This window comes from Natrialba asiatica DSM 12278 (assembly GCF_000337555.1).
Classification (GTDB): Archaea; Halobacteriota; Halobacteria; order Halobacteriales; family Natrialbaceae; genus Natrialba; species Natrialba asiatica.
In genome coordinates, this window is record NZ_AOIO01000017.1 from 93,395 (window position 1) to 114,487 (window position 21,093).

Consider the following 21,093-nt stretch of genomic DNA (forward strand, 5'->3'; position numbering starts at 1 on the left):
CGATGACGCTTGCCGATCGAATCGCCGCATTTCGGGATACGCTCGAGGAGTGGCTTCGCGGCCTCTTTCACGGACTGTTCACGCATCCAGCCTACGAGAAGATCGAGCAGGAGGCCGAGGACGCGGAGGATGCGTTCATGTTGGCGTGTTTCCCCGACGCCTTCGGCATCCCGAGCCCGGTTTCGTACTACACCGCTGAACTCCTCCCGTATCTGGAGGACGAGTTCAGCGCGTGGGAGCGTCGGATGTGGGATCGGCAGTCGGTTATCGAACGAAAGGGACACCAGTATCACTTCTGAGGGCAGACAACGCAATGCATTCCACGACGGTGATTCCACGTCCACGTCCGCGCCCGCGTTCGCGTTCGCTGTCGGCAGTAGCGCCGACGCTGCCACGTGGAACGACCCTGCTGACTGATGTGGTGATTCGATTCAACCGATGACCGAGTTCGTCTTTTTCGGCGGCAAGGGAGGGGTCGGCAAGACGACGATTTCGAGCGCACACGCGCTCGAGTGCGCCGATTCGGGGCACGAGACGCTCGTCGTGTCGACCGATCCGGCCCACAGCACGACCGACGTGTTCGAGCAGGACTTCGGTGACGAGCCTCGAGAAGTCGAGGGGTACACCGGCCTCTCGGCGATGGAGATCGACCCGGAGCGAGAGGTACAGGACCACCTGCAGGATCTCAAGCGGCAGTTAAATGCGCAACTCTCCGCGGCGATGGTCAACGAGGTGGACATCCAACTGGAGATGGCTCATCAGACGCCGGGTGCCTACGAGGCGGCCCTGTTCGATCGATTCGTCGACGTGATGCAGACCGCCGAGGACTACGGCACGGTGATCTTCGACACCTCGCCGACCGGATCGACGCTGCGACTGCTCGCGCTCCCGGACCTCCTCGAACAGTGGATCGATCGACTGGTGGCCAAACGCAGGCGGAGTATCGATCGCTACGAGAAGGCTGCGATCGGCAACCGCGAGCCCCGACGGGTGATGGACGGCGACCCCGTCCTCGCTCGCCTCCAGCAACGCAAGGAGCGATTCGAGTTCGCCGGCGAGGTCCTGCGGGAAAACGCCTCGTTTTACCTCGTGTTGAACCCGGACGAACTCTCGATCCGGGAGACGCGCCGCTCGGTCGAGACGCTTACCGACGCGGGCCTCCCCGTTCGCGGGCTCGTCGTCAACCGATTGACGCCGGAACCCGACCCCGACGAGGACGGCCGGGGCGCACGCTATCTCCGCGAGCGGGTCGCAACCGAGCGCGACCGCCTCGACCAAATCGAGCGCGAGTTCGACGTGCCGGTCGTCGCAACCATCGAAACGCGCGTCGAGGAGGTCCGCGGCGGTCTCCTCGAAGATGTCGCAGCTGAACTCGATATGGGGGGCGCGGACGAGCAGTCGCGGCTGGAGTAGACCGAACTCGCGAGGTTACGAGATGCCCATTTGTTTTCGACTTGTCGTATAATATCTGATTTCTTCCATTTATGGCCGAAAAGAGGTGTTTTCTCGAGGGGGATGCGGACCTCAATAAATAATATTTATAGTGCCTCCGTCCAACAACCGGCACGTGATATAATACCATGGTTGGTGTAATCTGGATCGTCGCACTGGTACTGGCGACGTTTAGCGTGGCATACGTCACGTATGGGCGGTATCTCTCGCGGTTCGTCAACCTGGACGATAGTCGAGAGACGCCGGCTCACAAGTATCAGGATGGGCAGGAGTACGTCCCGGCGAAGAAGTCGGTCTTGCTGGGGCATCACTATTCGAGTATCGCGGGGGGCGCGCCCGTCGTCGGGCCGATCACGGCCGCGCTGGTCTGGGGATGGTTGCCGGCCGCGCTGTGGGTTGCGATCGGGAATCCGCTGATCGGGGCGGTCCACGACTTCGTGTCGCTATCGAGTAGCGTTCGACACGAGGGGAAGTCGATCGGCTACATCATCGGGGAGTACGTCGGCGAGCGCGGCAAGAACATGCTGCTGTGGTTCGCGTTCTTGCTGACGATCCTCGTCGTGGCGGTGTTCGCGCTCGTCATCGGGGTCGTTTTCAACGCGTATCCGCAGGCGGCGACCGCGAGTTTGATCTACGTCACGCTCGCGTTCCTGTTCGGGTTCTGGCTCTACCAGCTCGGACTCCCCTTCTCTCTCGGGACGGTCGTCTTCGTCGCTGGGGTGTTCGGCTCGGTCTGGGCCGGTATCCAGTACCCGCTCGCGCTCGTTCCGGCCGCCGAGGGCGCCGCGTACCCCGAGGGAACGATCGTGTTGCTCGACTCGGCACCGTGGTTCATTCCCGCGCTGCTCGAGAGCGTCAACATCGGCGCGTGGGTGCTCGTCGTCCTCCTCTACGGGGCGCTTGCGAGCGTGCTGCCGGTGTGGATGCTCCTCCAGCCGCGCGACTACCTCTCGTCGTTCCTGCTGTACACCGGCGTCGGCGGGGGCCTGCTCGCAGTTATCGTCGGTACGTTCATCACCGGGATGGGGAGCGACGCGGTCCACCCGGAAACCGGCGAGGCGCTGAACCTCGACATCGCGACCGGCGCCTGGTACGGCTTCTTCGGCCAAAGCGGGCCGCTCGCGGACCTCATTCCGCTCATGCCGCTGTTCCCGCTCCTGTTCGTTACCATCGCCTGCGGGACCGTCAGCGGCTTCCACGCGCTGGTGTCCTCGGGGACGACGGCGAAGCAACTGAACAAGGAGAGCGACGCCCGGCTCATCGGGTACGGCGGCATGCTCGCCGAAGGACTGCTCGCGGCGGTCGCGCTCTGTTCCGTGACGATCATCGCGATGACGCCGGCGGATACCGCCGGCGGTATCGGACTCGCACTACCCAACTTCGCGACCGGCGGCGGTGCAATCCTCACCACCCTCGGCATTCCGATGGATTACGCAGCGCCGTTCATGGCGCTCGTCCTCGCGAGTTTCCTGCTGACGAGCATGGACACGGCCGTCCGACTGGGCCGGTACATGTTAGAGGAACTCGTCGGCACTCCCGAAACGACCGTTCAAGGGTACGCAGCCAATCGCTACGTCAACACCTCGATCATCGCTGTCGTCGCGTTCTTCCTGCTCGGGAGCGGCCGGTGGGAGGATCTCTGGACGCTGTTCGGCGGCGCAAACCAGTTGCTGGCGTCGCTCGCGCTGCTCACCGGGACGGTCTGGCTGGCCAACTGGAGCAAGACGAAACAGCTCGTCTCCACCGGCGCTCCGACGGTCCTGATGGCCGTCATCACGCTCTGCGGACTGACGTGGGTCGGCGGCTATCAGATCGTCGGGGGTCGACTCCTCGGAATCACCGCGGAGGCAGAGACCTCGGTTATCGGACTGGCCTCGGCTATCGTTCAGGTCATCATCATCGCGACGCTGCTCGGGTTGGCGCTTTCCCTGTTCAAGATCGGCTACGACAACATGCAGATGGCCCGCGACGGTAGCTCGGGAGTCTCCGCCGAGGTCGGACAGGACGACGACTAATTCGGCGTTACTCCGAGTTCAGCGATTTCTTCGCGGCACTACAACTGTAATCGACGCGATAGCAATCCGAGCAGCCCCGGCTCCTCCCGCTCGATCGGCTCCCAGAGGCGAAACGCCGACGCCACGTCCGCGTTCTCGCTCGCAACCAGCGTCTCCGACGCCGGCGCGACGACGACGACGTTGATCTCGTAGTGGCCGTGATAGCCGTACTTCAACAGCGTCCGCCCGTCGACGGCCTCGATGCGACGCCGCACGTCCGCCGGATCCGGAATCGACGGCGTAACGAGGACGAACGTGAACTCCGTGGCAAAGTGCTCCTCGTTCGCCTCGATCCACTCGTCCGCGAGTTCGGAGCCGAGGTCGGCAAAGCGCTCCAGCGTCCGGTCGTCGACAGCGTCGACGTGCGTGACGAACAGGTGCTCGGTCGACTCGTGGTCGGCGAACGAGAGCGCGGGGTGGAAGACGTGCTTCTGGTTGACGACCGACAGCGTCCCGTACAGCGTGAACGCCTCGCCGGCGACCCGGTAGTCCTTCTCCAGATCGTAGTTGTGCATGAGCCGATCGCTGACTCGGTCGACGAACTCGTCGTCCCAGTCGGGGACGGCTGCAAGGTCGCGGTCGCCGGCTGCATCCTCGCCGGCCGGGTCGAGACCCGTTTCGGTGGGCCTGTCCGCTGGACGTTCCATGTGAGGTGATGCCACGTCGCCTTCAAAAGTCCGTCGGGTGTCGGCTGGATCGAGCAGACGTAGGACAACGGCAGCCAGCGCGCGACTGGTGAAGCCGCCCAGCGACCCACGTGTTTACATACCACTGGGACGAACCGTGGACACGAGAGAGCGCATGGCACGAGACCGAGAAGCGTGCGGACGGTGTTCGACTTCCATCGTCGTTGATGCCACACAGGGCGACCAGCACGATGGCGAGCGTGGAGACCGCGATCCCTACGGCGATGCGCGTATCGAAGTCGACGACGCGCAACTGCGGCGGTTCTCCCCGGACGGCTGGCTCTCGCGCGCGGCGAGTGAACTCGATGCCGTCGTGCGTCGATTCACCTGGGGCGAGTAAACGGTTCACACCACCGTTCGAGACCGGCGTCGCCAGTTCTGCTTTCCCGCCGTATACGTACCGGCGATTTGCTGTCGACGGTGAACTCGTCGAGCCTGTCCACGATAATGCGTGTCCGGTTACGTTTCGGTAGTGTCGACCGAGCGGTAGATATCCGAGCGGAGTTCGGCCGCTCGTTCTTCGTCGATGACGGCTTCGGCCTCGAGTTCGTCGAGAATCCCGAGGATCGCGTCGCAGAGTCGCTCCGGGTGGTCGATACGGACCTCTGAGTCGTCCATACGACCCCGACCACGTCGAGGGTATTCAACGACCGGGGCGGAAACCGGCGGTTCTCGTCCGGCTCCGATAGTCGGAACGCGGGACGACGGCTCGTGAGTCCGGGTGCGGCTCTCGCCCGTTAATCGGAGCGATCACCTGCTGACTTAGTTCGTCGTGATGATCTCGATCACGTCCCGCGACTCGACCGTGTAGTCCTTGCCGAGTTGGCGGTTCGTCCGGCAGTCGATCGCGTGCAGGAAGCCGTCGCCGATGTCGGAGTGGAGGCTGTAGGCGAAGTCCTCGGCGGTCGAGTTCGGCGGGATGAGATAGCAATCGGGCAGGACCTCGCCGCGTTCGTTGCCAAGGCCGTTCGCGCCGCCGGGGAAGACGGGCGTGACGCCGAGCACGTCGAACAGGGCGGTTTCGATCGCGGCCTGCACGCCGGTCGCGCCGAACTCGGTGAGGAACTCGCGGATCTGCTCGAGGCCCTGTTCTTGCTCGCCGGAGACCTCACCTGTAATCTCGAATTCGGCGTCGCCGGGCCGGTAGTCGACGACGCCGGCCTTGTCCGCGGACTTCAGGGCTTTTTCGGCGTGAGCGCTGCAGGGGACGATCGTCAGGTGTTCGTAGTCGGGATCGGTCGTGATCTCCGCGTAGTTGGCCTGCGCTTCGGGGGCGTCCATCTTGTTCGCCGCGATGACCATTGGCTTGGTCTCCTTACGGATTTCGCGGGCGAGTTCGAGTTCGTCGTCGGCGTCCCACGCGTCGGGATCGAAGCCGACGTCGACGCGGCGGATGAGGCGCTTGATCTCGTCCGCGTTGGTCTTGAACGCGCTCATCTGTTCGGCGAGTTCGTCTTCGATGGCGTCGTCTTCGGTGGTGTAGCCGGACTCGTAGCGCTCGATGCCTTTCTCGAGGACGCCGAGGTACCACTGATCGAGTTCTTCCTCCAGGAACGCGATGTCCTCGCGGGGGTCGTGGCCCTCCGTCGGCTCACCTTCCAGATCCGTCTCGCCGGAGAAGTCGACGACGTGGACGAGTACGTCCGTCTCGTTTAAGTCGGTGAGGAACTGGTTGCCGAGGCCGTTGCCCTCGTGTGCGCCGGGGATCAGGCCGGCGACGTCGACGAGTTTCGTCGGCACGAAGCGGGTGCCGTGGTCGCAGTAGCCGACGTTCGGGGTGCACTCCTCGTCGAACTCGGGGGCGGCGCAGTCGACGCGGACGTAGGCCTCGCCGACGCTCGGGTCGATGGTCGTGAACGGGTAGGCCCCTTCGGGTACGTCGTTCATCGTCGCGGCGTTGAAGAAGGAGGACTTGCCGACGGAGGGTTTGCCGACCAGTCCGATTCTGTAACTCCTACTCATTACCCGTCTCTGTCGTGGCCGACCTAAACGGGTTTCTGTCTCGGCAGCGAGTGATATGTCTATTCCTGGCACGCGAACGCGCGAGCGGGAGATCGAGAGAACGAGAGGGAGAAACAGAACAGAACGGAACGGAACGGAACAGAACTCGAAGGGAACGCAGCGCGGATAGGACTGTCACCGGATCAGCGTCGTCCAACTCCAGCCGGCGAGCGCGACGACGATCAGCGCAAGAACGGCGAAGACGGCCCACTGCTGCGTCTGCGTCTCCGCGATCGGCCCGAACACGTCGACGAGCCCGGTCGCCTGCATCATCCCGACGACGATCAACAGGAGCAGAAAGATCGACACGACGCCGACTGCGATCCAGTTGCGAGCCATCTGCTCTCCCTCTTGCTTTGCCTCCTCGGCGTCCCGCGTCGGCTTCTCCGTCGGATCTCGATCGCCGCCGGCGTCGGGATCGAGATTGGAGTCGCGATCGGACATATCAATCAGTAGATCGGGAGGACGGGAAACGGTTTTACCTGCAGATTCCGGTGGCGCTTGAAGTACGTGACTGCCACTCCCGACGCCGTTGCTTGCTATTTGAGCGCCGTCTCGAGTGCGACCATCGTCCGCTCGACGCGTTCCGTCCGTGCGTTGTGGCCCATGTGACCGATCCGGATGATATCGTCTTCGAGTTCACCGAGGCCGGTCGCGACGACGACGTCGTGCTCGGTCCGCAACCGCTCCTGCAGGTCGGTCGCACTGCCGCTGAACTCGAGTGCGGTCACGGTCGGCGAACAGGCCTCGTGAGACGCGGGGTACGGATCGAGTCCGAGTTCCGCTGCGCGGTCGCGACACAGCGTCGCAGCCGCCTCGTGGCGGTCGAAGACGGATTCGAGTCCTTCTTCGAGCAGCAAGTCGGCCGCGGCGTCCAGTCCCAGGACGTTCGCGGCGAGGTGGGTGTAGGGGAACCACTCTTCGCCCTCGTCGGCGGCGGTGCGCCAGGGCTCGAGGTCGGTGTACAGCGAGGCGGTCTCGACGCGCTCGATGCGGTCCCAGGCCCGGTCGCTGATCGTGCAGGTGGCGAGCCCCGGCGGGGCGCTGAAGCACTTCTGGCTCGCGCCGAGACAGACGTCGATCCGGTCTGTTGGGACGGGTGCGCCGCCGAGCGAGGAGACGGCGTCGACGACACTGATAATGGTGTGGGACTCGAGCACGTCGAGGATCGGCTCGAGGTCGTTCAGCGTGCCGGTGGGAGTTTCGCAGTGGACCACGGTCGCCACGTCGAACGACTCGTCCGCGCTCTCGATTGCCGCCTCGACGGCGTTCGGGTCGAGCGTTTCGTCCCAGGAGATCTCACAGCGAACTGGCTCGCCGCCGTACTGCTCGACGAAATCGGCGAAGCCGTCGCCGTACAGCCCGTTCGAGAGACAGAGCACGCGGTCCCCGGGGGAGACGAGCGAGGCGATCGCAGCTTCGAGTCCCAGGATCCCCTCGCCGCCGAGGACGACGGTGTCCCTGTCGGGCGTGGCGGGAGCTTCCCCCGCCGGTCCGGCCGCGTGAATCCGGGTGAGTTTGTCCGTCAGATTCCGGTAGCACGAGAAGAACTCGGGTTCGAGGTCGGGATTCGGCGCTGGCTCGGCCATCCGCTCTCTAACCGGGGCCGGGATCTCGGTCGGGCCGGGAGTCATCCGCAGTCGATCCGCAGCGAGACAGTCGGTAGTGTCGGTCACGGGTGCGTGAGACTATCGCTGGCGGGGACTAAAGTCGTCGGTGTCGTGGGCTGCCCACACCGCTGTCCCGCCGGAACGCCCGACTGGAAGGGGCTACCCTTATCGGTCGGGCCATCGCACTGTCGCGTATGCACGTCACGTTTCTCGGCACCGGTAGCGCGATGCCGACCGGCGAGCGCTTCCAGGCTGGTATCCTCGTTCAAAACGACGACCGAACGCTCCTGGTCGACTGCGGCTCCGGCGTCCTCCACCGCCTGCAGCAGTCGGGCGTCGGCTACGAGAGCGTCTCGACGGTCCTGCTGACCCACCACCACCTAGACCACGTCGCCGACCTCCTGCCGCTGATGAAAGCCCGCTGGCTCGCCGGCGAGGAACACCTGGAGGTCGTCGGCCCCCAGGGAACCAAAGCGCTGCTGGACGACCTCCTCTCGGTCCACGAGTACATGCAGGATAAACTCGACCTGCAGGTTCGCGAGGTCGTCCCCGGCGAGTTCAGCGTCGCCGACTTCGACGTGACGGCCTACGAAACGCGCCACTCCTTGCCGTGTCTGGCCTACCGCTTCGGCGATCTGTTCACCTTCAGCGGCGACACCGAGGCGTTCGCGGGGCTGGCGAACTTCGCCGAGGGCTCCGCGATCCTGGCCCACGACTGTTCGTTCCCCGACGACGTCGACGTCTCGAATCACCCGACGCCCGAAGCTCTCGGTCGCGAACTCGCGGGCCGTGATATCGGTCGCGTCTATCTGACGCATCTCTATCCGCATACGGAGGGTCGCCACGAGGAAATGCTCGAATCGATCGGCACGCACTACGACGGCGACGTTCGGTTCGCGGAGGACTTGATGACGATATCGGTCGAGTAAGCGCTGCTTCCGACTCGTTTTTACCCGATCGAGGAGACAACCGGGCAGCGTTGCGTATCCAAATACGTATAACCGGTCCCGTTTGTAGGATCATAACAACAACATGATCCAGGACGAACGGGAGCAACAGCTAGTCCCCGGGAGGGGGATCGAATGAGCGCGCCCGAACGGCTCGCAGCGATCGTCACGAAACACTCGCGTGTCGTGCTCGTCGTACTCCTGCTCGCGACCGCGGTCGTCGGTGCAGGCGCGACGATGGTCGACGACGACTCGTCGCTCGACCAGTTCGAGACCGATTCGGACGAGGCGCGGGCGCTCGAAGACATCGAGGGTAACTTTACGAGCGAGCAACAGGAGAACACGACGAGTTTGCAGGTGATAACCCGCACCGACGAGGGCGGCGACGGCGGGGAGAACGTGCTGACGAAATCGTCGCTCATCTCGTCGCTCGAGTTCCAGCAGGACGTTCGAGCGAACGAATCGATAAACGAAACGCTGGCCGACGACCAGCCGATCACCGGCGTCGAGAACATCATCGCCATCTCGGCGATCAGAAGCGAGGAGGCGGACGCGCTGAACGAGACCAGCGCACGGCTCGAACGCGGGCTCAACGAGACGGTCGCGATTCAGCGCCAGTACGAGCAGCTAAACGCGACGTACGACGAATCCGATCCGGAGTACGAGACCCGCGCGGCCGAACTCGAAGCCCAACTCAATGCGACCGTCGAGAACGCGACGGCACCGCTGACCGACGCACAGACCGCCGAGTACGAGTCGGCCGTCCAACAGGCTCGCGATATCGAATCCCAGCGCTATCAGCTCGAGCAGACCACGGACGATCCGAACGAGTCCTCCGAGTACCAGGAGCTCACCGAGCAACTCGAGGGCGTCTATCAGGCCGGTACCGTGGGCGTGCTCGAAGAAGAGTACGCTGCACTCGAGGGCGGCGCTGATGGTGAGAACGACAGCGGCGACCGGCCGTCGCTCGACGAACAGATCGACGCGCTCGAGGAACTCGACGACGACGAGTTCAGCGAACTCGTTGCGGAGACGCTCTCGGACGGCGAGGGCGAGGACAATCCGGCGATTTCGCTGATGCCGACGTCGTACGAGCCGGGGAGTACGGAGGCCGACGCGCGATTGACATCGATCACGCAGTCGGCCGGGGGTGACGGCATGTCCGAGATGGGCGGGGTCGACGATGCAGTCGTCGACAGCCAACTCGAGATTCGCGACATGGCGAACGAACACGAGGGCGACTACCTCGTCTTCGGGTCCGGCCTCATCACCGACGAGATCGACCGGTCGATGGGCGATAGCCTCGCGATCGTCGGACCGCTCGCCTTGCTGTTCGTCGTCGTGGCGCTGCTGGTCGCCTACCGCGACCTGCTCGATATCGTCCTCGGTATCGTCGGGATCGGCGCGGTCCTCGTCTGGACGTTCGGCTTCATGGGCTGGGCCGGGATCGCGTTCAATCAGATGTTCGTCGCGGTGCCCGTGCTCTTGATCGGGTTATCGATCGACTACGCGATTCACGTCTTCATGCGCCACCGGGAGCAACGCGAGACCGAGCGGTCCGCGGACGCCGACGATCACGCCGGCTCGGTTCGCGGCTCGATGTCGGTCGCGCTCGCCGGCGTCGGCGTCGCGCTCGTCTGGGTGACGGCGACGACCGTCATCGGCTTCCTCTCGAATCTCGTCAGCCCGATCGGCCCGATCCGCGAGTTCGGCATCGTCAGTTCGGTCGGCATCGTCGCCGCGCTGATCGTCTTCGGCGCGCTGATCCCGGCCGCCAAAGTCGAACTCGACGCGTTCCTCGAGGGTCGCGGCCTCGATCGACACAAGCGCGCGTTCGGGACCGGCGGCGGTCGCTTCAGCGAGGTGCTGACGCTCGGATCGACGGCGGCCCGAAAGATTCCGCTGATCGTGCTCGTCCTCGTGTTGGTGCTCTCCGTGGGCGGCGTCTACGGCGCGACGCAGGTCGACACCAGCTTCCAGGAGGAGGACTTCCTCGCGGAGGACCCGCCGGCCTGGACCGAGAGCCTGCCCGGCGGGATGAGTCCCGGCGAGTACCAGGCGAAAGACGACCTCGACTACGTCAACCAGGAGTTCCAGCGCGCGGACAGTCAAGCGCAGCTCCTCGTCGAAGGTGACGTCGCCGATCCGGCCCTGTTAGAGCAGATCAATGCGACGCGCGAGGAGGCCGCATCGAGCGATGTCGCCTACGAGTTGGCGACGGGCGAGGCGGACGTGCAGGACCCGCTCTCGACGATGGAATCCGTCGCCGCGCAGAACGAGTCGTTCAACGAGTCGTTCACCGCGGCCGACACTGACAACGATGGCGTGCCAGACGAGAACGTCTCGGCGCTCTACGACGAACTCTTCGAGGTCGACGAGGAGGCAGCGGGTCAGGTGCTCCACCAAACCGACGACGGGGAGTACAATATGACGCGACTGGTCATCGGCACCGACGGCGGTGCAACGACGAGCGAGACGACCGACGAGATGCGCGCCATCGCCGAAAGTCTCGAAGACGGCGGCGATGGCGACTGGACCGTCACCGCAACCGGCGATCCGATCGTGAGCTACATCGTCGAACAGGACCTGCTCGACACCGTCCTCGAGAGCCTGCTGATCACGCTCGTGGCGGTGTTCGTCTTCCTCACGGCGGCCTACTGGCTGACCGGAAACAGCGCGACGCTCGGCACCGTCACGCTGTTGCCCGTCGCGTTCTCCGTCAGTTGGATTCTGGGGACGATGTACCTCCTCGGCATGCCGTTTAACGTGCTGACAGGGATGATCACGAGCCTCACGATCGGACTCGGCGTCGCCTACAGCATCCACGTGAGCGCCCGCTACTCGCTCGAGTTAGAACGCCAGGGGAACGTCTGGTCGGCGCTTCGGACGACGGTGACCGGCACCGGCGGCGCACTGCTGGGCAGCGCGGCGACGACCGTCGGCGGCTTCGGCGTCCTCGCGTTCGCCATCCTGCCCGCCCTTCAGCAGTTCGGGATCATCACCGCGCTGACGATCACGTACGCGTTCCTCGCGAGCGTCGTCGTCCTTCCGACGCTGCTGGTCCTCTGGACGCGGTACTTCGGCCCGGACGTGTCGTTCGACTTCGATCCGACCGCCGAACCGACCCCCGCAAGCGACGGCGGCGCGCCGGCGGACGCTGCCACCGCCGAGGACACCGCCTCGGAAGACGGTGACGACCGATGACCGCCGACGAATCCGAGGCGATCGACGCTTTCGAACACCTCGGACTCACCAGCTACGAGGCCAAGGTCTTCATCGCCCTCCAGCGACTCGGCTCCGGCACCGCCCGCGACGTCGCCCGAACCACCGACGTTCCCCGCTCGCAGGTCTACAGCGTCGCCGAAAGCCTCGCCGAGCACGGCCTCCTCGACGTCCAACAGGCCAGCCCGATCCGGTATCGGCCGGTCGACATCGAGGACGCCCGCACGATCCTGCGCGACCGATTCGAACACGAACAGGACCGCGCCTTCGAGTTCGTCGATCAGGTCTCGGAAGCGGTCGCCGACGAGGAAACCCAGGAGGACATCTGGACCGTCCGCGGCCGCGACCGGATCGACGACCGCACCGTCGACCTGCTCTCGAGCGCCGACGAGCGTCTCGTCTTCGCGACGCGCCTTCCCGAACTCCTCACGGACGCGATCGGACACGTCCTCGAAGAGCGGGCGCGCGCCGGCGTCGAGACGATCGCAGTTAGCCGCACCGACACCGTCTGCGACCGCTTCGCTGAACTCGAGGGCGTCTCCGTCGAGTCCCCGACGAGACCCCGCACGGACGACCACCGGTCCGGGCGGATCGCCATCGTCGACGACGACGGAATCCTGCTCAGCGTCGTCGACGACGGCGGCGAAGAGACCGCCATTTGGAGTTCGGAATCGCTGTTTGCCACCGTTCTCATCCAGCTCATCGAGGCGAACCAGCACGTTCGCTGACGATGCCTGACGGGATCAGCCCGTCGTGAGGGGCTCTTTTCCCGCCGCCGTACCGCCGGCTTCTCAGCCGAACGTCGATGCAATGACTACTCGAGCGCGTCTCGCGGATCGTCGTCGTCGGCACCGACCGCCCGAGTGCGATCGATATGTGAGCGTAAGTCGTCTCGTCCGGCAGTATCAGCGGACGCGCCGAATCGCACGCAGGTTGTTGCTCACCGCAACGATTCCGATACCGGCGATCGCGGCGGGGACGAGAACTCGCATTCGGTATCCAGCGAGGAATAGGTACCCCCCATAGAACGCCAGAAACAGCACACCCTTGAACGCCCCGAACCGGACGAGTCCGCCCGGCGTCGGCGGCTCGCCGAGTAGTCTGCGCACGAACGCCGATCCCTCCTCGAGTTCAGCGTACCGGAGTCCGGCGGCGGTCGTAATGAGATCGCCGAGCCCGTACGAGCACACTGCGAGGAGCCACAGCACGGCGTGGTCGGTCATACGAGTGAGTCGGAACCATCGCGGTCCCAAAGCGTCATCATTCGAGCCGGTATCGCAACAGCGCCGCGATGCCGCCGAGGTTCGAGAGCTGCTGTCCCGGCGGGAACTCGCTCGAGAAGACGGTTACGTCGCCGCCTTTCTGTTCGGTCGTGCGGACGATCTCGTCCACGTCGACGGCCCACTCACCATCCGGGCCGCGCTCCTTGCGGAGCCGGTCGTCGAGAACCAGGAGTCGCTCGATCGCGCCGAACTCGGCCGCCTGCTCGACTTCTTCGGGACCGTAGGCCGCCTTCGCACCCTGGGCGATGCGCTCGGTGAGTTCGTCGATGAACTCGGCCTCGCGCTCGATGCGGGTCTCCTGTTGGACGTCCGCGACCGCGCCGCGCTTTAGCACCTCGTGGACGCCCCGGTCACCGACGCTCGCCGTATCGACCATCGTGATCCGTTCTGCGACTTCGGGCTCGTTGTCCTCGATGTACTTTCGGGCGTCCTGTTTCGTAAAGCCGGGGCCGGCGAGGATGATCGCGTCCGCGTCCTGGCGTTTGAGCACGTCGCCGAGTTCGGCGAACAGTTCCGAGCGCTCGCGTGCGTACTCGCCTTTGCCGGTCGGGCCGGTGATCGCCGCCCGTTCTTCGGTGCCGTACTGGGCGACGGTGTGGACGTGGGCCTGGCCCTCCTCGACGGTCGCGATGGCCACGTCGGGATTCTCGGTGGCTTCCTCGGCCTCTTCGAGGCGGGCCTCCTGATCCGGCTTGAAGCGTTTCTCGATCGAGATTTCTTCGCGTCCCTCGACGTTCAGGGTGTGGTGAAAACCGAGTTGGTCCTCGCGCGAGCAGGCGACGATTTCGCCGCCGACGCGCAGCCGGTTTGCGAACTTGTGGAACTCGATGTCCTCGACGGCGATGGCGACCCACATGGGTTCGCGCTCGCCGCCCGTATCGCGCATCTGATCGTCGTTGCGCTGGATGCGTCGGGTCGTGTCACCCGCGACGCGGTCGCCGGGCTCTAGGACGTACTGGAGGTGCCAGAGATCGTCGACGCTCTCGGGGACGACGGTAACCCGCTCGCGCCCGCCATCGAGCGGTTCCCGGTCTTTGATCTGCATACCCGTCAGTCCGGGCGGACCGGTAAAAGGTGCTGTTATTCACAAACTGCGGCCGGGCGGGTGGTTCAGGCGGGCTGCTGGCAGTCCGTTCCGGCGCACCCGCGACTGTCTTCGGGTGCCCGGGAAATCGGTACAGCAGACCGTCTCAGGCGTGAGCCAGGTAATTCTCCGAGCACCAGACCCACTCGTTGTACGCCGGGACGTGCAGTCCCCACCAGGTGATGCCGTCGCAGTCCTCGGGACCGTTCATGACTTCACCCTGGGTTCCCTCCGGCAGCGTCAACACGACGTCGTCGTTGAGACACGGCTGCTCGCGACCGTTGAGAGCCGTCGTCGTGACGACCTGATCGCCGTCCTGGAACTTGTCGCCGCCACCGCCACCGCCGCCGTCACGAACCAGACTCGCAAAGTGATCCATATCCCAGTCCGGATACGGGCAGGTCCGGCCGCCGTGATAGAAACTGCTACAGTCGCCGTCCGGCACGTGCGTATGCCCGATGATCCCCCCCGGCTCGTTCTGGATACAGGTATTGCTCGTGTAGAACTCGAGCGGAATGTCGTGCATGTCGGCGATACAGCGGACGAGTTCAGCTGAAGACTCGTAGCAGGCGTCGGTGATGCCGTTGTCGTTGAACCACTCGTGTTCGATGCCGATCGAGCGGTGGTTGGCGATGTACCTGGCGTGCCACGCCGCCCGGTCGTGGTGTACCAGTTGGTCGACGTGGCCCGCCGACGGCCCCTCGGTCCAGTCGTAGTTCTTCACGAGGTAGTGCGAACTCACGCCCGAACTCGAACTCGTCAGCGTGCTGAGCGCACCCTGATACGCACCCGCCGTGACGTGGATGACGATCCAGTTGATCCCGTAGTTTCGCGCGCTGTGATTCGCCGCTTCGACCCAGCGATCCGCCGCGCTACACTCGGTGTGTGAGGCCGCGACGCGCTCACCTTGCGCGGCGAGCACCGTTCCCGAGCCGGCGGCGACACCCGTCGCCCGGAGAAACGACCGCCGGTTCCAGTCGCTCCCATCGCGTTCCGTGTCGACGGACTCGTCGGCTGAACTCGAATCTCGCTCCGAACCGTGGCTTGTGCACTCAAGACACATGAGGAGACAGTACGTTGTGAGCTACAATAATAGTTATTGGGAATTACTCGTAGAGAGAACATCGAACGTGATATTCCGAGGTAGCCGCAATCGGCGGGGGCAAATAGATTTAAGTAGGTGTGTAAAGCATGTTTTACTGTAAAGGTCGCTTTACAGACCTCGGGTGCCATCGATCCATGACAGAAACGACGCTCCCGTTGATTCGGAACGACAGCCCAGCGACGTACAAACGACTGATGGGAATCTGCGGTGTCGCCGGCGGTCTCGCGCTCGGTATCGGGACGGCGTTGAACCGTCCCGTCATCGCAGTTGTGCTCTACGCCGTCGGGCTGACCGCAGCGGTGGTGATTCCGTACGGGACGGCGGGGCCACTGTTCGACGAGCGCGATGACGCGATCCACCGACGGGCCAGCGGAACCACGCTGGCGCTGTTCGGATGGCTATCGGCGCTCGTGTACCCGTCGCTGGTCGTCCTCTCGGGGACGAAACTCTTCTCGTGGGGGCCGGCCAGCGCAGCGGTTGCGTGGACGACCGTCGTCGTCTACGGAACCTACGCCGTCGCACTTGGGTACTTCCGCCATACCGCCGGGTAACACCGACGAAAGCGGCGTCGCGAGAAAAGCGGTGACGGCGTGAACGCGGCGTCGATTCTGCGCTTCGGATCAGCGACGGGGCCGATCGCCTCAGTCTTCGGAAACCCGACTGCCGCCCGGCGGCATGAAGTGTTGAATGCGGTCCGGACTCGCGATTTTCCGAACGAACGTCTCGTCTTCGAATCGCTCGCGGAAGCGCCGGTAGAGTCGCTTCGCCGCGTCGGCCTGGGCGTACCGGCCGGGTTCGAGTTCGATCGTCGTCTCCGCTGACTCTTCGATGGCCGCCGGCGGACCGCCGATGACGCGGGTGTACGGCTCACACTGGATGCCGACGGCGGCACCGACCGGGGTGTCGCGGTAGTAGGTTCGGTCGCCGCGGACGGCGAAGCCACCCTTTTCCAGATATTCCCCGCTTTCGGGGGTCTTCGTCACCTGGTCGGAGTCGACGGCGTAGACGTCGCCCGCGTAGCGGCCGTCCTTCCAGACCGAGGAGTACGAGACCGCGAACTGGGCGGCTTCCTCGATGCTCGACTCGGGGAGTTCGATATCCGACGAGGAGGCCTCGCTGGGATCGGTCGCCTTCAGTACCGTGACGGGGCCGCCGTGGGCCTGCGTGTGCAGGACTTTGTCGCCCGGCTCCAGGTACTTCTTTACCAGTTCCTCGTTCTGGTCGGCGTCGCGGCCGCCGATCACGAGGTAGCCGTCGCTGGTGTGGAACCAGCGGAACCGGTCGAACCAGGGTTCGTTCTCGCGGATCGGGATCGACGGGTCCGCGAGCCAGTCGTGGTCTTCACCCTCATCTTCGGCAGCCTCGTCGTCCGCCACCTCGCCGTCGGCGGCCTCCCACTCGTCGCGGCGGCGCTTTGCCTCTTCGAGGTCCTCGCGGGTGTCCTCGATTGCGGCCAGTGCACCCTCTTTCTTTTCCGCGACGCGCTTTGCCTCGGTGTAGAGGCGATCCGCGTTCTGCTCGACGCCGTCGTGCGCCTCGAGTTCGATGTACTCCCCGTCGACGTCGACCGTGACGAGTCCCTCGCTGCCGTCGACGTCGACGACAGCCTCGGCGGCGTCGATGCCCTGCTCGGCACCCTCCGCGAAGCGCTCCTCGATTTCGTCCCAGGGGCGGTCCTGTTCGCGGGCCTCCTGAATCGTCGAGAGGATCTCGTCGACGAGGCCGTACTCGGCGTACAGCGACTCAGCGTTCTCGCGGAGATTTTGGGCGTCCTGCTCGAAGCCCTCGATCGCGCCCTGTTGCTGTTCGATGATTCGCTCGTGTTTGGCGATCTCCTCCTCGAAATCGGGGCGCTGATCCGTCGGGTCCGGCTCCTCCTCGTCCTCGAGTTCGAGTCGGAAGAAGTAGTCGTCGAGTGCCTCGAGGAAGGTATCGTAGGGTTCGCCGTCGAGGTCGTCCTGTTCGTGCTCCTCGAGCGGGAAGGGAGTGACGTCGACGACGCGGGCGGCGCTCCCGTCGTCCCCGTCGCCGTCCTCGGTCCGGTCCTCGTCGCCGGTGTCGAGATACAACCGCGAATCGAAATTCCCGTTTCGGGTATCGAGCGCGAGTCGTTCGATCGCCTCGTAGAGCCCGTCGTAGGTCTCCTCGTCGGCGTCGGCGATGTCCATCGCCTTCTCGACGCCCGCGCGGGTGCAGAGTTCTTCCGCGTAGAGGCCGCCGAAGTTGAGCTGCGTCGCGAGCGTGCGGACCACGTCGGTATCCGAATCCTCCATCTCGTGGCCGAAGGCCTCGCGCGAAATCGTCAGCGGATTCGTCCGCGTGTCGGGGAACTCGTAGCGCGAGCCAGGGACGACGGTTCGAGACTTTAGACGAACCGTCTCGAGACAGTCGATCACCTTGTACTCGCCGTCCGTCACCGCGACGTTGCCCTGGCCGAACAGCTCGACGATGATCCGGGTCGTCCCGTCGTCGCGCTCGAAGACGAACTCGAGGATGCGGTCGAACTCGTACTGGGAGACGCCGGCGAAGTCCGCACCGGACAGCCGATTGCGCAGCATCATCGCGAACTGCGGCGGCCGACCGGGGGCGTCTGGCACCCGCTCGGGGGCGACCGTGTGGGCGCGTTTCACCTCGCCGACCTCGAGAAGCAACTCGATGCGACCGCGGTCGAAGTCGCGCAGCTTGAGGCGGACGAGATCGTCCCCGTAGAGATAGGCCTTGTCGAGCTTCGCGCCCTCGTAGGCTCCGAACTCGCGGACGAGGGCGGCGAGGTCGACGCTCGTAAGCTCCCGCTTTGGATCCATACAACAGAGTGCCCGGCGCGGTCAAAAAGGCGTGTCGCTCCGTTCGCGGGGCCGGTTGGCATCCCCGTCGAGAACCTGGGGCAGTCGGAAAGGCTAATCCCGCCCGACCCACTGGTACCTGATATGAACGCCGCGCTCGACCCCCTCACCGGCGTCGAACCGCCGTCCGTCGGAAACCGGAGGCGTACCGCTACCTGCGGCACACGCAGGGCAACTCCCGTCGCGCCCGTCGCGTCCGTCCCACCCGAAACCGGAGGCAGCCCGCAGCTATGAGCGCGCCGGAAGACCAGCGCACCTGGCAGGCCATCCTCGAACTCCCGCCGGTTCTCGACCGGCTCGAGGACGCCGGCGGCATCCCCGTCGTCGAACTCGTCGACGAACTCGCCGAGCGCAACGACCTCGTCGTCGAGGCCGACGGCGTCGTCTACCACGACCGGGGCATCCGCGTTCCCGGGTACGACGCGACCTTCGTCCACGAACCAACCGGCTCGCGGGGTCGCCCTGCCTTCAGCGTCGAGGTGAACTCCGTCGGGCCGCGAAACACCTGGGCCGTCTTCGACAAGACGCTCTCCTGGGACGTGTACCTCCTTCAGACACCCGAGGTCGCCGCTCTCGCCTGGCTCAGCGACGAGGAGTACCGGGTCGAGGATGCGGAGCATTTCGAGACGAAACAAGACGCCGTGGCCGCCGGCCGGTTCTCGTTCGGCATCTTCCTGCACAGCGGCGAGGACTGGCAGGAGCAGGTCGAGTACATTCGCCAGACGGACGCGCCGGCGTTCCTCCAGCGCGAAGACGGCTCGACGATGCACCCCTCGACCCAATCCGAGTTCTACCAGCTCGTCGACTCGACGCCCACCGAGTTCAGAACGAGCGGCGGAAACGCGCAGTCGTATCTGGGGCTGCTTGAACTCGAGATTACGATCGACTGATATTGGGACTGACACCGACACCGACACCGACACTGACACTAACACTGACGCCGGCTATCGGATCGCTCGTTCGGATCACCAGACCACGCTACCGCCGTCTCACAGCTCCCATCCCTCCTGCGTGTAGGCCATCTCCCAGAACCGGTACTCCAACTTCGCGCTCGTCAGGAACGCCTCGCGAATCGCCTCGTGCTCACCTGGGTAGCGCTCGCCGCAGCGGTCGACGAACTCGCGACACCAGGCCGTCGCCTCGCGGAACTCCTCGCCCGTGTACATGTCGATGAATGGGGTATAGCGGTGCTCTTCTGTGGCGAGTTCGGCCATGTGCTCGGCCACGTCGAGGTAGCCCTGCATGCACGGATAGAGCGCGCCCGCGATTTCGGCGATGGTCCCCTCGTGGGCCGTCCGAAGGAGAAAGTTCGTGTAGGCGACGCAGGTCGGGGCCTTCTCGACCGACTCGAGTTCGGTGCCCGAAATCCCGTAGTCCGCGGCGAACTCGCGGTGGAGGTCGAGTTCGTGCTCCAGCACGTCGTGAGCGACGCCGAGGAGGTGGGTCATCGTCGCCTCGTCGCGCGCTTTCGTCCCGGCGATCGAGAACAGGCGCGCGTAATCGAGCAGGTACCGGTAGTCCTGTTTCACCCAGTGGCGAAACGCGTCCTCCTCGAGCGTGCCGGCGGCGAGTTCGGTGACGAACGGGTGGGCCTTCTGTGCGGACCAGACGTCCGCGCCGGCGTCGAGGAGATGGTCGCTGAATGCCATGGACGAGTTCGGTGGTTGCGCGGTATTATATGTTGGTGGTACAATCCGGTTATCCACCGCGGAGCGTTCGCGTGCTATCGACCCTGTCCGCGACCGAAGTCGGACGGTACGCGACCCGGACACGTATTTTTGTCTCGGCGGCGAACGAACGGTATGGTATCGCTCGCGGAGGTCGTTCTCGTCGCCGCCGTCGCGGGCGGACTCACCGGCGTCGGGGCGCTTCCGCTGTTGCTGACCGAGCGGGTGAGCCACCGGCTCTACGACGGCGCGCTGGGACTCGCCGCCGGGATCATGGTCGGCGCGGCCGTCTTCGCGCTCGTCCGCCCCGGCCTCGAACTCGGAACGCCGTTCGAGGTCGTCGCGGGGCTTCTCGCCGGCGGCGCGTTCCTGCTCGTCGGAAACGCCGTGCTTCCCCACCTCCATCTCCAATTTCGGGGCGAGGAACGCGTCGAGGGAACGTCGCTCGTCGATCCGCCGCTCGCTTCCGGGACGACGGTGAACTCGCCGACGGCGGGCGAGAGCGAGGTCGGGAACGAGAGCGAGGTCGAAAACGGGAGCGGTAGTAAGAGCGACCGCGAGGCCGGAAGCGCCGACGCGGGCGACGACACCGACGCCGCGAGTTCCGAGGGGCTTCGCCGCGCGACCCTCGTCGGCGGAGCCGTGACGATCCACAACGTCCCCGAAGGCCTCGCGGTCGGCATCGCGTTCGCGAGCGGCGAGTCCGCGATCGGCTTTGCAATCGCGACCGCCATCGCCGTCCAGAACGTTCCCGACGGGTTCGCGATGGCGGTTCCCGCAGTCCGAGCGGGCGTCTCTCGCGGCCGAACGATCCTCTATACGACGCTCTCCGGCGGAATCCCGGAACCGATCGCGGCGGCCGTCGGTTTCTCGCTCGTCACGGTCGTCTCCGGGCTCTTCCCGGTCGCCGCCGGCTTCGCCGCGGGCGCGATGATCGCCGTCGTCTTCCGCGAACTCGTGCCCTCGAGTCACGGCCACGGCTACGCCGACACCGCGACGGCGGCGTTCATCCTCGGCTTCGCGCTGATGTTGATCGTGGATACGGTACTCGCGGTCTGAGCGTGGTCTAAGCGCGGTCTGAGAGCGCAGAGTCGGCGCAACCGTCCCCCGTAGTCGTATTCTGGCCGGGCGTTGATCCG

General features: G+C 65.1%; 20 protein-coding genes. 10 read left to right on the plus strand and 10 right to left on the minus strand.

Features of this window, described 5'->3' with window-relative positions; translation table 11 throughout:
• The first annotated feature begins 2 nt into the window (after positions 1-2).
• The 3 genes from C481_RS05510 to C481_RS05520 all read left to right on the plus strand — a co-directional run bounded on the left by C481_RS05510 (position 3) and on the right by C481_RS05520 (position 3,467).
• Positions 3-299, plus strand: a complete 297-nt coding sequence (locus C481_RS05510) for a hypothetical protein (protein ID WP_006108135.1) — start codon at positions 3-5, stop codon at positions 297-299.
• Between the two features lie 139 nt (positions 300-438).
• On the plus strand, positions 439-1,413 hold the full coding sequence (locus C481_RS05515; protein ID WP_006108136.1) for an ArsA family ATPase: 975 nt from the start codon (positions 439-441) through the stop codon (positions 1,411-1,413).
• 167 nt (positions 1,414-1,580) lie between these two features.
• A complete protein-coding gene (locus tag C481_RS05520; protein ID WP_006108137.1) occupies positions 1,581-3,467 on the plus strand; it encodes a carbon starvation CstA family protein in 1,887 nt (628 codons plus the stop codon).
• Positions 3,468-3,505: 38 nt separating this feature from the next.
• On the opposite strand, the gene C481_RS05525 is transcribed toward C481_RS05520, so the two are convergent.
• On the minus strand, positions 3,506-4,153 hold the full coding sequence (locus C481_RS05525) for a hypothetical protein (RefSeq protein WP_006108138.1): 648 nt from the start codon (positions 4,151-4,153) through the stop codon (positions 3,506-3,508).
• Between the two features lie 154 nt (positions 4,154-4,307).
• On the opposite strand from C481_RS05525, the gene C481_RS05530 reads away from it, so the two are divergent.
• Positions 4,308-4,532 (plus strand): hypothetical protein, encoded by a 225-nt coding sequence (locus tag C481_RS05530; RefSeq protein ID WP_006108139.1) that lies wholly within the window; start codon positions 4,308-4,310, stop codon positions 4,530-4,532.
• A gap of 119 nt (positions 4,533-4,651) precedes the next feature.
• Here the strand turns inward: C481_RS05530 and C481_RS22110 are convergent, their stop codons facing one another.
• From C481_RS22110 to C481_RS05545, 4 genes are all read right to left on the minus strand, one after another.
• A complete protein-coding gene (locus tag C481_RS22110) occupies positions 4,652-4,810 on the minus strand; it encodes a hypothetical protein (RefSeq protein WP_006108140.1) in 159 nt (52 codons plus the stop codon).
• 144 nt (positions 4,811-4,954) lie between these two features.
• Positions 4,955-6,154, minus strand: a complete 1,200-nt coding sequence (locus C481_RS05535) for a redox-regulated ATPase YchF (protein WP_006108141.1) — start codon at positions 6,152-6,154, stop codon at positions 4,955-4,957.
• Between the two features lie 174 nt (positions 6,155-6,328).
• Positions 6,329-6,637 (minus strand): hypothetical protein, encoded by a 309-nt coding sequence (locus tag C481_RS05540; protein ID WP_006108142.1) that lies wholly within the window; start codon positions 6,635-6,637, stop codon positions 6,329-6,331.
• Between the two features lie 95 nt (positions 6,638-6,732).
• A complete protein-coding gene (locus tag C481_RS05545) occupies positions 6,733-7,869 on the minus strand; it encodes a pyridoxal-phosphate-dependent aminotransferase family protein (protein WP_006108143.1) in 1,137 nt (378 codons plus the stop codon).
• 128 nt (positions 7,870-7,997) lie between these two features.
• Between C481_RS05545 and C481_RS05550 the strand changes: the two genes are divergently transcribed.
• The 3 genes from C481_RS05550 to C481_RS05560 all read left to right on the plus strand — a co-directional run bounded on the left by C481_RS05550 (position 7,998) and on the right by C481_RS05560 (position 12,700).
• Positions 7,998-8,732 carry an MBL fold metallo-hydrolase gene (locus tag C481_RS05550; RefSeq protein ID WP_006108144.1) on the plus strand — a complete coding sequence of 245 codons (735 nt, stop codon included), beginning with the start codon at positions 7,998-8,000 and terminating at the stop codon, positions 8,730-8,732.
• Between the two features lie 153 nt (positions 8,733-8,885).
• A complete protein-coding gene (locus C481_RS05555; RefSeq protein WP_006108145.1) occupies positions 8,886-11,954 on the plus strand; it encodes an MMPL family transporter in 3,069 nt (1,022 codons plus the stop codon).
• Positions 11,951-12,700, plus strand: a complete 750-nt coding sequence (locus C481_RS05560; RefSeq protein WP_006108146.1) for a TrmB family transcriptional regulator — start codon at positions 11,951-11,953, stop codon at positions 12,698-12,700. Before C481_RS05555 ends, C481_RS05560 begins: the two co-directional genes overlap by 4 nt.
• A gap of 177 nt (positions 12,701-12,877) precedes the next feature.
• Here the strand turns inward: C481_RS05560 and C481_RS05565 are convergent, their stop codons facing one another.
• The 3 genes from C481_RS05565 to C481_RS05575 all read right to left on the minus strand — a co-directional run bounded on the left by C481_RS05565 (position 12,878) and on the right by C481_RS05575 (position 15,402).
• A complete protein-coding gene (locus tag C481_RS05565; RefSeq protein ID WP_006108147.1) occupies positions 12,878-13,195 on the minus strand; it encodes a hypothetical protein in 318 nt (105 codons plus the stop codon).
• A 37-nt stretch (positions 13,196-13,232) separates the two neighbouring features.
• On the minus strand, positions 13,233-14,300 hold the full coding sequence (locus C481_RS05570; RefSeq protein ID WP_006108148.1) for an mRNA surveillance protein pelota: 1,068 nt from the start codon (positions 14,298-14,300) through the stop codon (positions 13,233-13,235).
• Between the two features lie 145 nt (positions 14,301-14,445).
• On the minus strand, positions 14,446-15,402 hold the full coding sequence (locus C481_RS05575) for an N-acetylmuramoyl-L-alanine amidase (RefSeq protein WP_006108149.1): 957 nt from the start codon (positions 15,400-15,402) through the stop codon (positions 14,446-14,448).
• A gap of 176 nt (positions 15,403-15,578) precedes the next feature.
• On the opposite strand from C481_RS05575, the gene C481_RS05580 reads away from it, so the two are divergent.
• The gene (locus C481_RS05580) at positions 15,579-15,995 is read left to right on the plus strand and encodes a DUF2178 domain-containing protein (protein WP_006108150.1); all 417 of its coding nucleotides are present in this window, start codon (positions 15,579-15,581) and stop codon (positions 15,993-15,995) included.
• A gap of 90 nt (positions 15,996-16,085) precedes the next feature.
• On the opposite strand, the gene rqcH is transcribed toward C481_RS05580, so the two are convergent.
• On the minus strand, positions 16,086-18,248 hold the full coding sequence (rqcH, locus tag C481_RS05585; protein WP_006108151.1) for a ribosome rescue protein RqcH: 2,163 nt from the start codon (positions 18,246-18,248) through the stop codon (positions 16,086-16,088).
• A gap of 269 nt (positions 18,249-18,517) precedes the next feature.
• Between rqcH and C481_RS05590 the strand changes: the two genes are divergently transcribed.
• On the plus strand, positions 18,518-19,177 hold the full coding sequence (locus tag C481_RS05590; RefSeq protein WP_006108152.1) for a hypothetical protein: 660 nt from the start codon (positions 18,518-18,520) through the stop codon (positions 19,175-19,177).
• 99 nt (positions 19,178-19,276) lie between these two features.
• Here C481_RS05590 and tenA read toward each other — a convergent pair whose 3' ends face one another.
• A complete protein-coding gene (gene tenA / locus C481_RS05595) occupies positions 19,277-19,936 on the minus strand; it encodes a thiaminase II (RefSeq protein ID WP_006108153.1) in 660 nt (219 codons plus the stop codon).
• Between the two features lie 153 nt (positions 19,937-20,089).
• Between tenA and C481_RS05600 the strand changes: the two genes are divergently transcribed.
• A complete protein-coding gene (locus C481_RS05600) occupies positions 20,090-21,013 on the plus strand; it encodes a ZIP family metal transporter (RefSeq protein WP_006108154.1) in 924 nt (307 codons plus the stop codon).
• Positions 21,014-21,093: the final 80 nt, after the last annotated feature.

Excerpts from the sequence above, each read along its gene's own strand:
- tenA (WP_006108153.1), bottom strand. The coding sequence starts at position 19,936 with ATGGCATTCAGCGACCATCTCCTCGACGCCGGCGCGGACGTCTGGTCC.
- C481_RS05515 (WP_006108136.1), top strand. The coding sequence starts at position 439 with ATGACCGAGTTCGTCTTTTTCGGCGGCAAGGGAGGGGTCGGCAAGACG.
- C481_RS05520 (WP_006108137.1), top strand. The coding sequence starts at position 1,581 with ATGGTTGGTGTAATCTGGATCGTCGCACTGGTACTGGCGACGTTTAGC.
- C481_RS05555 (WP_006108145.1), top strand. The coding sequence starts at position 8,886 with ATGAGCGCGCCCGAACGGCTCGCAGCGATCGTCACGAAACACTCGCGT.
- C481_RS05570 (WP_006108148.1), bottom strand. The coding sequence starts at position 14,300 with ATGCAGATCAAAGACCGGGAACCGCTCGATGGCGGGCGCGAGCGGGTT.
- C481_RS05600 (WP_006108154.1), top strand. The coding sequence starts at position 20,090 with ATGGTATCGCTCGCGGAGGTCGTTCTCGTCGCCGCCGTCGCGGGCGGA.
- C481_RS05575 (WP_006108149.1), bottom strand. The coding sequence starts at position 15,402 with ATGTGTCTTGAGTGCACAAGCCACGGTTCGGAGCGAGATTCGAGTTCA.
- C481_RS05525 (WP_006108138.1), bottom strand. The coding sequence starts at position 4,153 with ATGGAACGTCCAGCGGACAGGCCCACCGAAACGGGTCTCGACCCGGCC.
- C481_RS05540 (WP_006108142.1), bottom strand. The coding sequence starts at position 6,637 with ATGTCCGATCGCGACTCCAATCTCGATCCCGACGCCGGCGGCGATCGA.
- rqcH (WP_006108151.1), bottom strand. The coding sequence starts at position 18,248 with ATGGATCCAAAGCGGGAGCTTACGAGCGTCGACCTCGCCGCCCTCGTC.
- C481_RS22110 (WP_006108140.1), bottom strand. The coding sequence starts at position 4,810 with ATGGACGACTCAGAGGTCCGTATCGACCACCCGGAGCGACTCTGCGAC.
- C481_RS05510 (WP_006108135.1), top strand. The coding sequence starts at position 3 with ATGACGCTTGCCGATCGAATCGCCGCATTTCGGGATACGCTCGAGGAG.
- C481_RS05530 (WP_006108139.1), top strand. The coding sequence starts at position 4,308 with ATGGCACGAGACCGAGAAGCGTGCGGACGGTGTTCGACTTCCATCGTC.
- C481_RS05580 (WP_006108150.1), top strand. The coding sequence starts at position 15,579 with ATGACAGAAACGACGCTCCCGTTGATTCGGAACGACAGCCCAGCGACG.
- C481_RS05590 (WP_006108152.1), top strand. The coding sequence starts at position 18,518 with ATGAGCGCGCCGGAAGACCAGCGCACCTGGCAGGCCATCCTCGAACTC.
- C481_RS05560 (WP_006108146.1), top strand. The coding sequence starts at position 11,951 with ATGACCGCCGACGAATCCGAGGCGATCGACGCTTTCGAACACCTCGGA.
- C481_RS05550 (WP_006108144.1), top strand. The coding sequence starts at position 7,998 with ATGCACGTCACGTTTCTCGGCACCGGTAGCGCGATGCCGACCGGCGAG.
- C481_RS05565 (WP_006108147.1), bottom strand. The coding sequence starts at position 13,195 with ATGACCGACCACGCCGTGCTGTGGCTCCTCGCAGTGTGCTCGTACGGG.
- C481_RS05535 (WP_006108141.1), bottom strand. The coding sequence starts at position 6,154 with ATGAGTAGGAGTTACAGAATCGGACTGGTCGGCAAACCCTCCGTCGGC.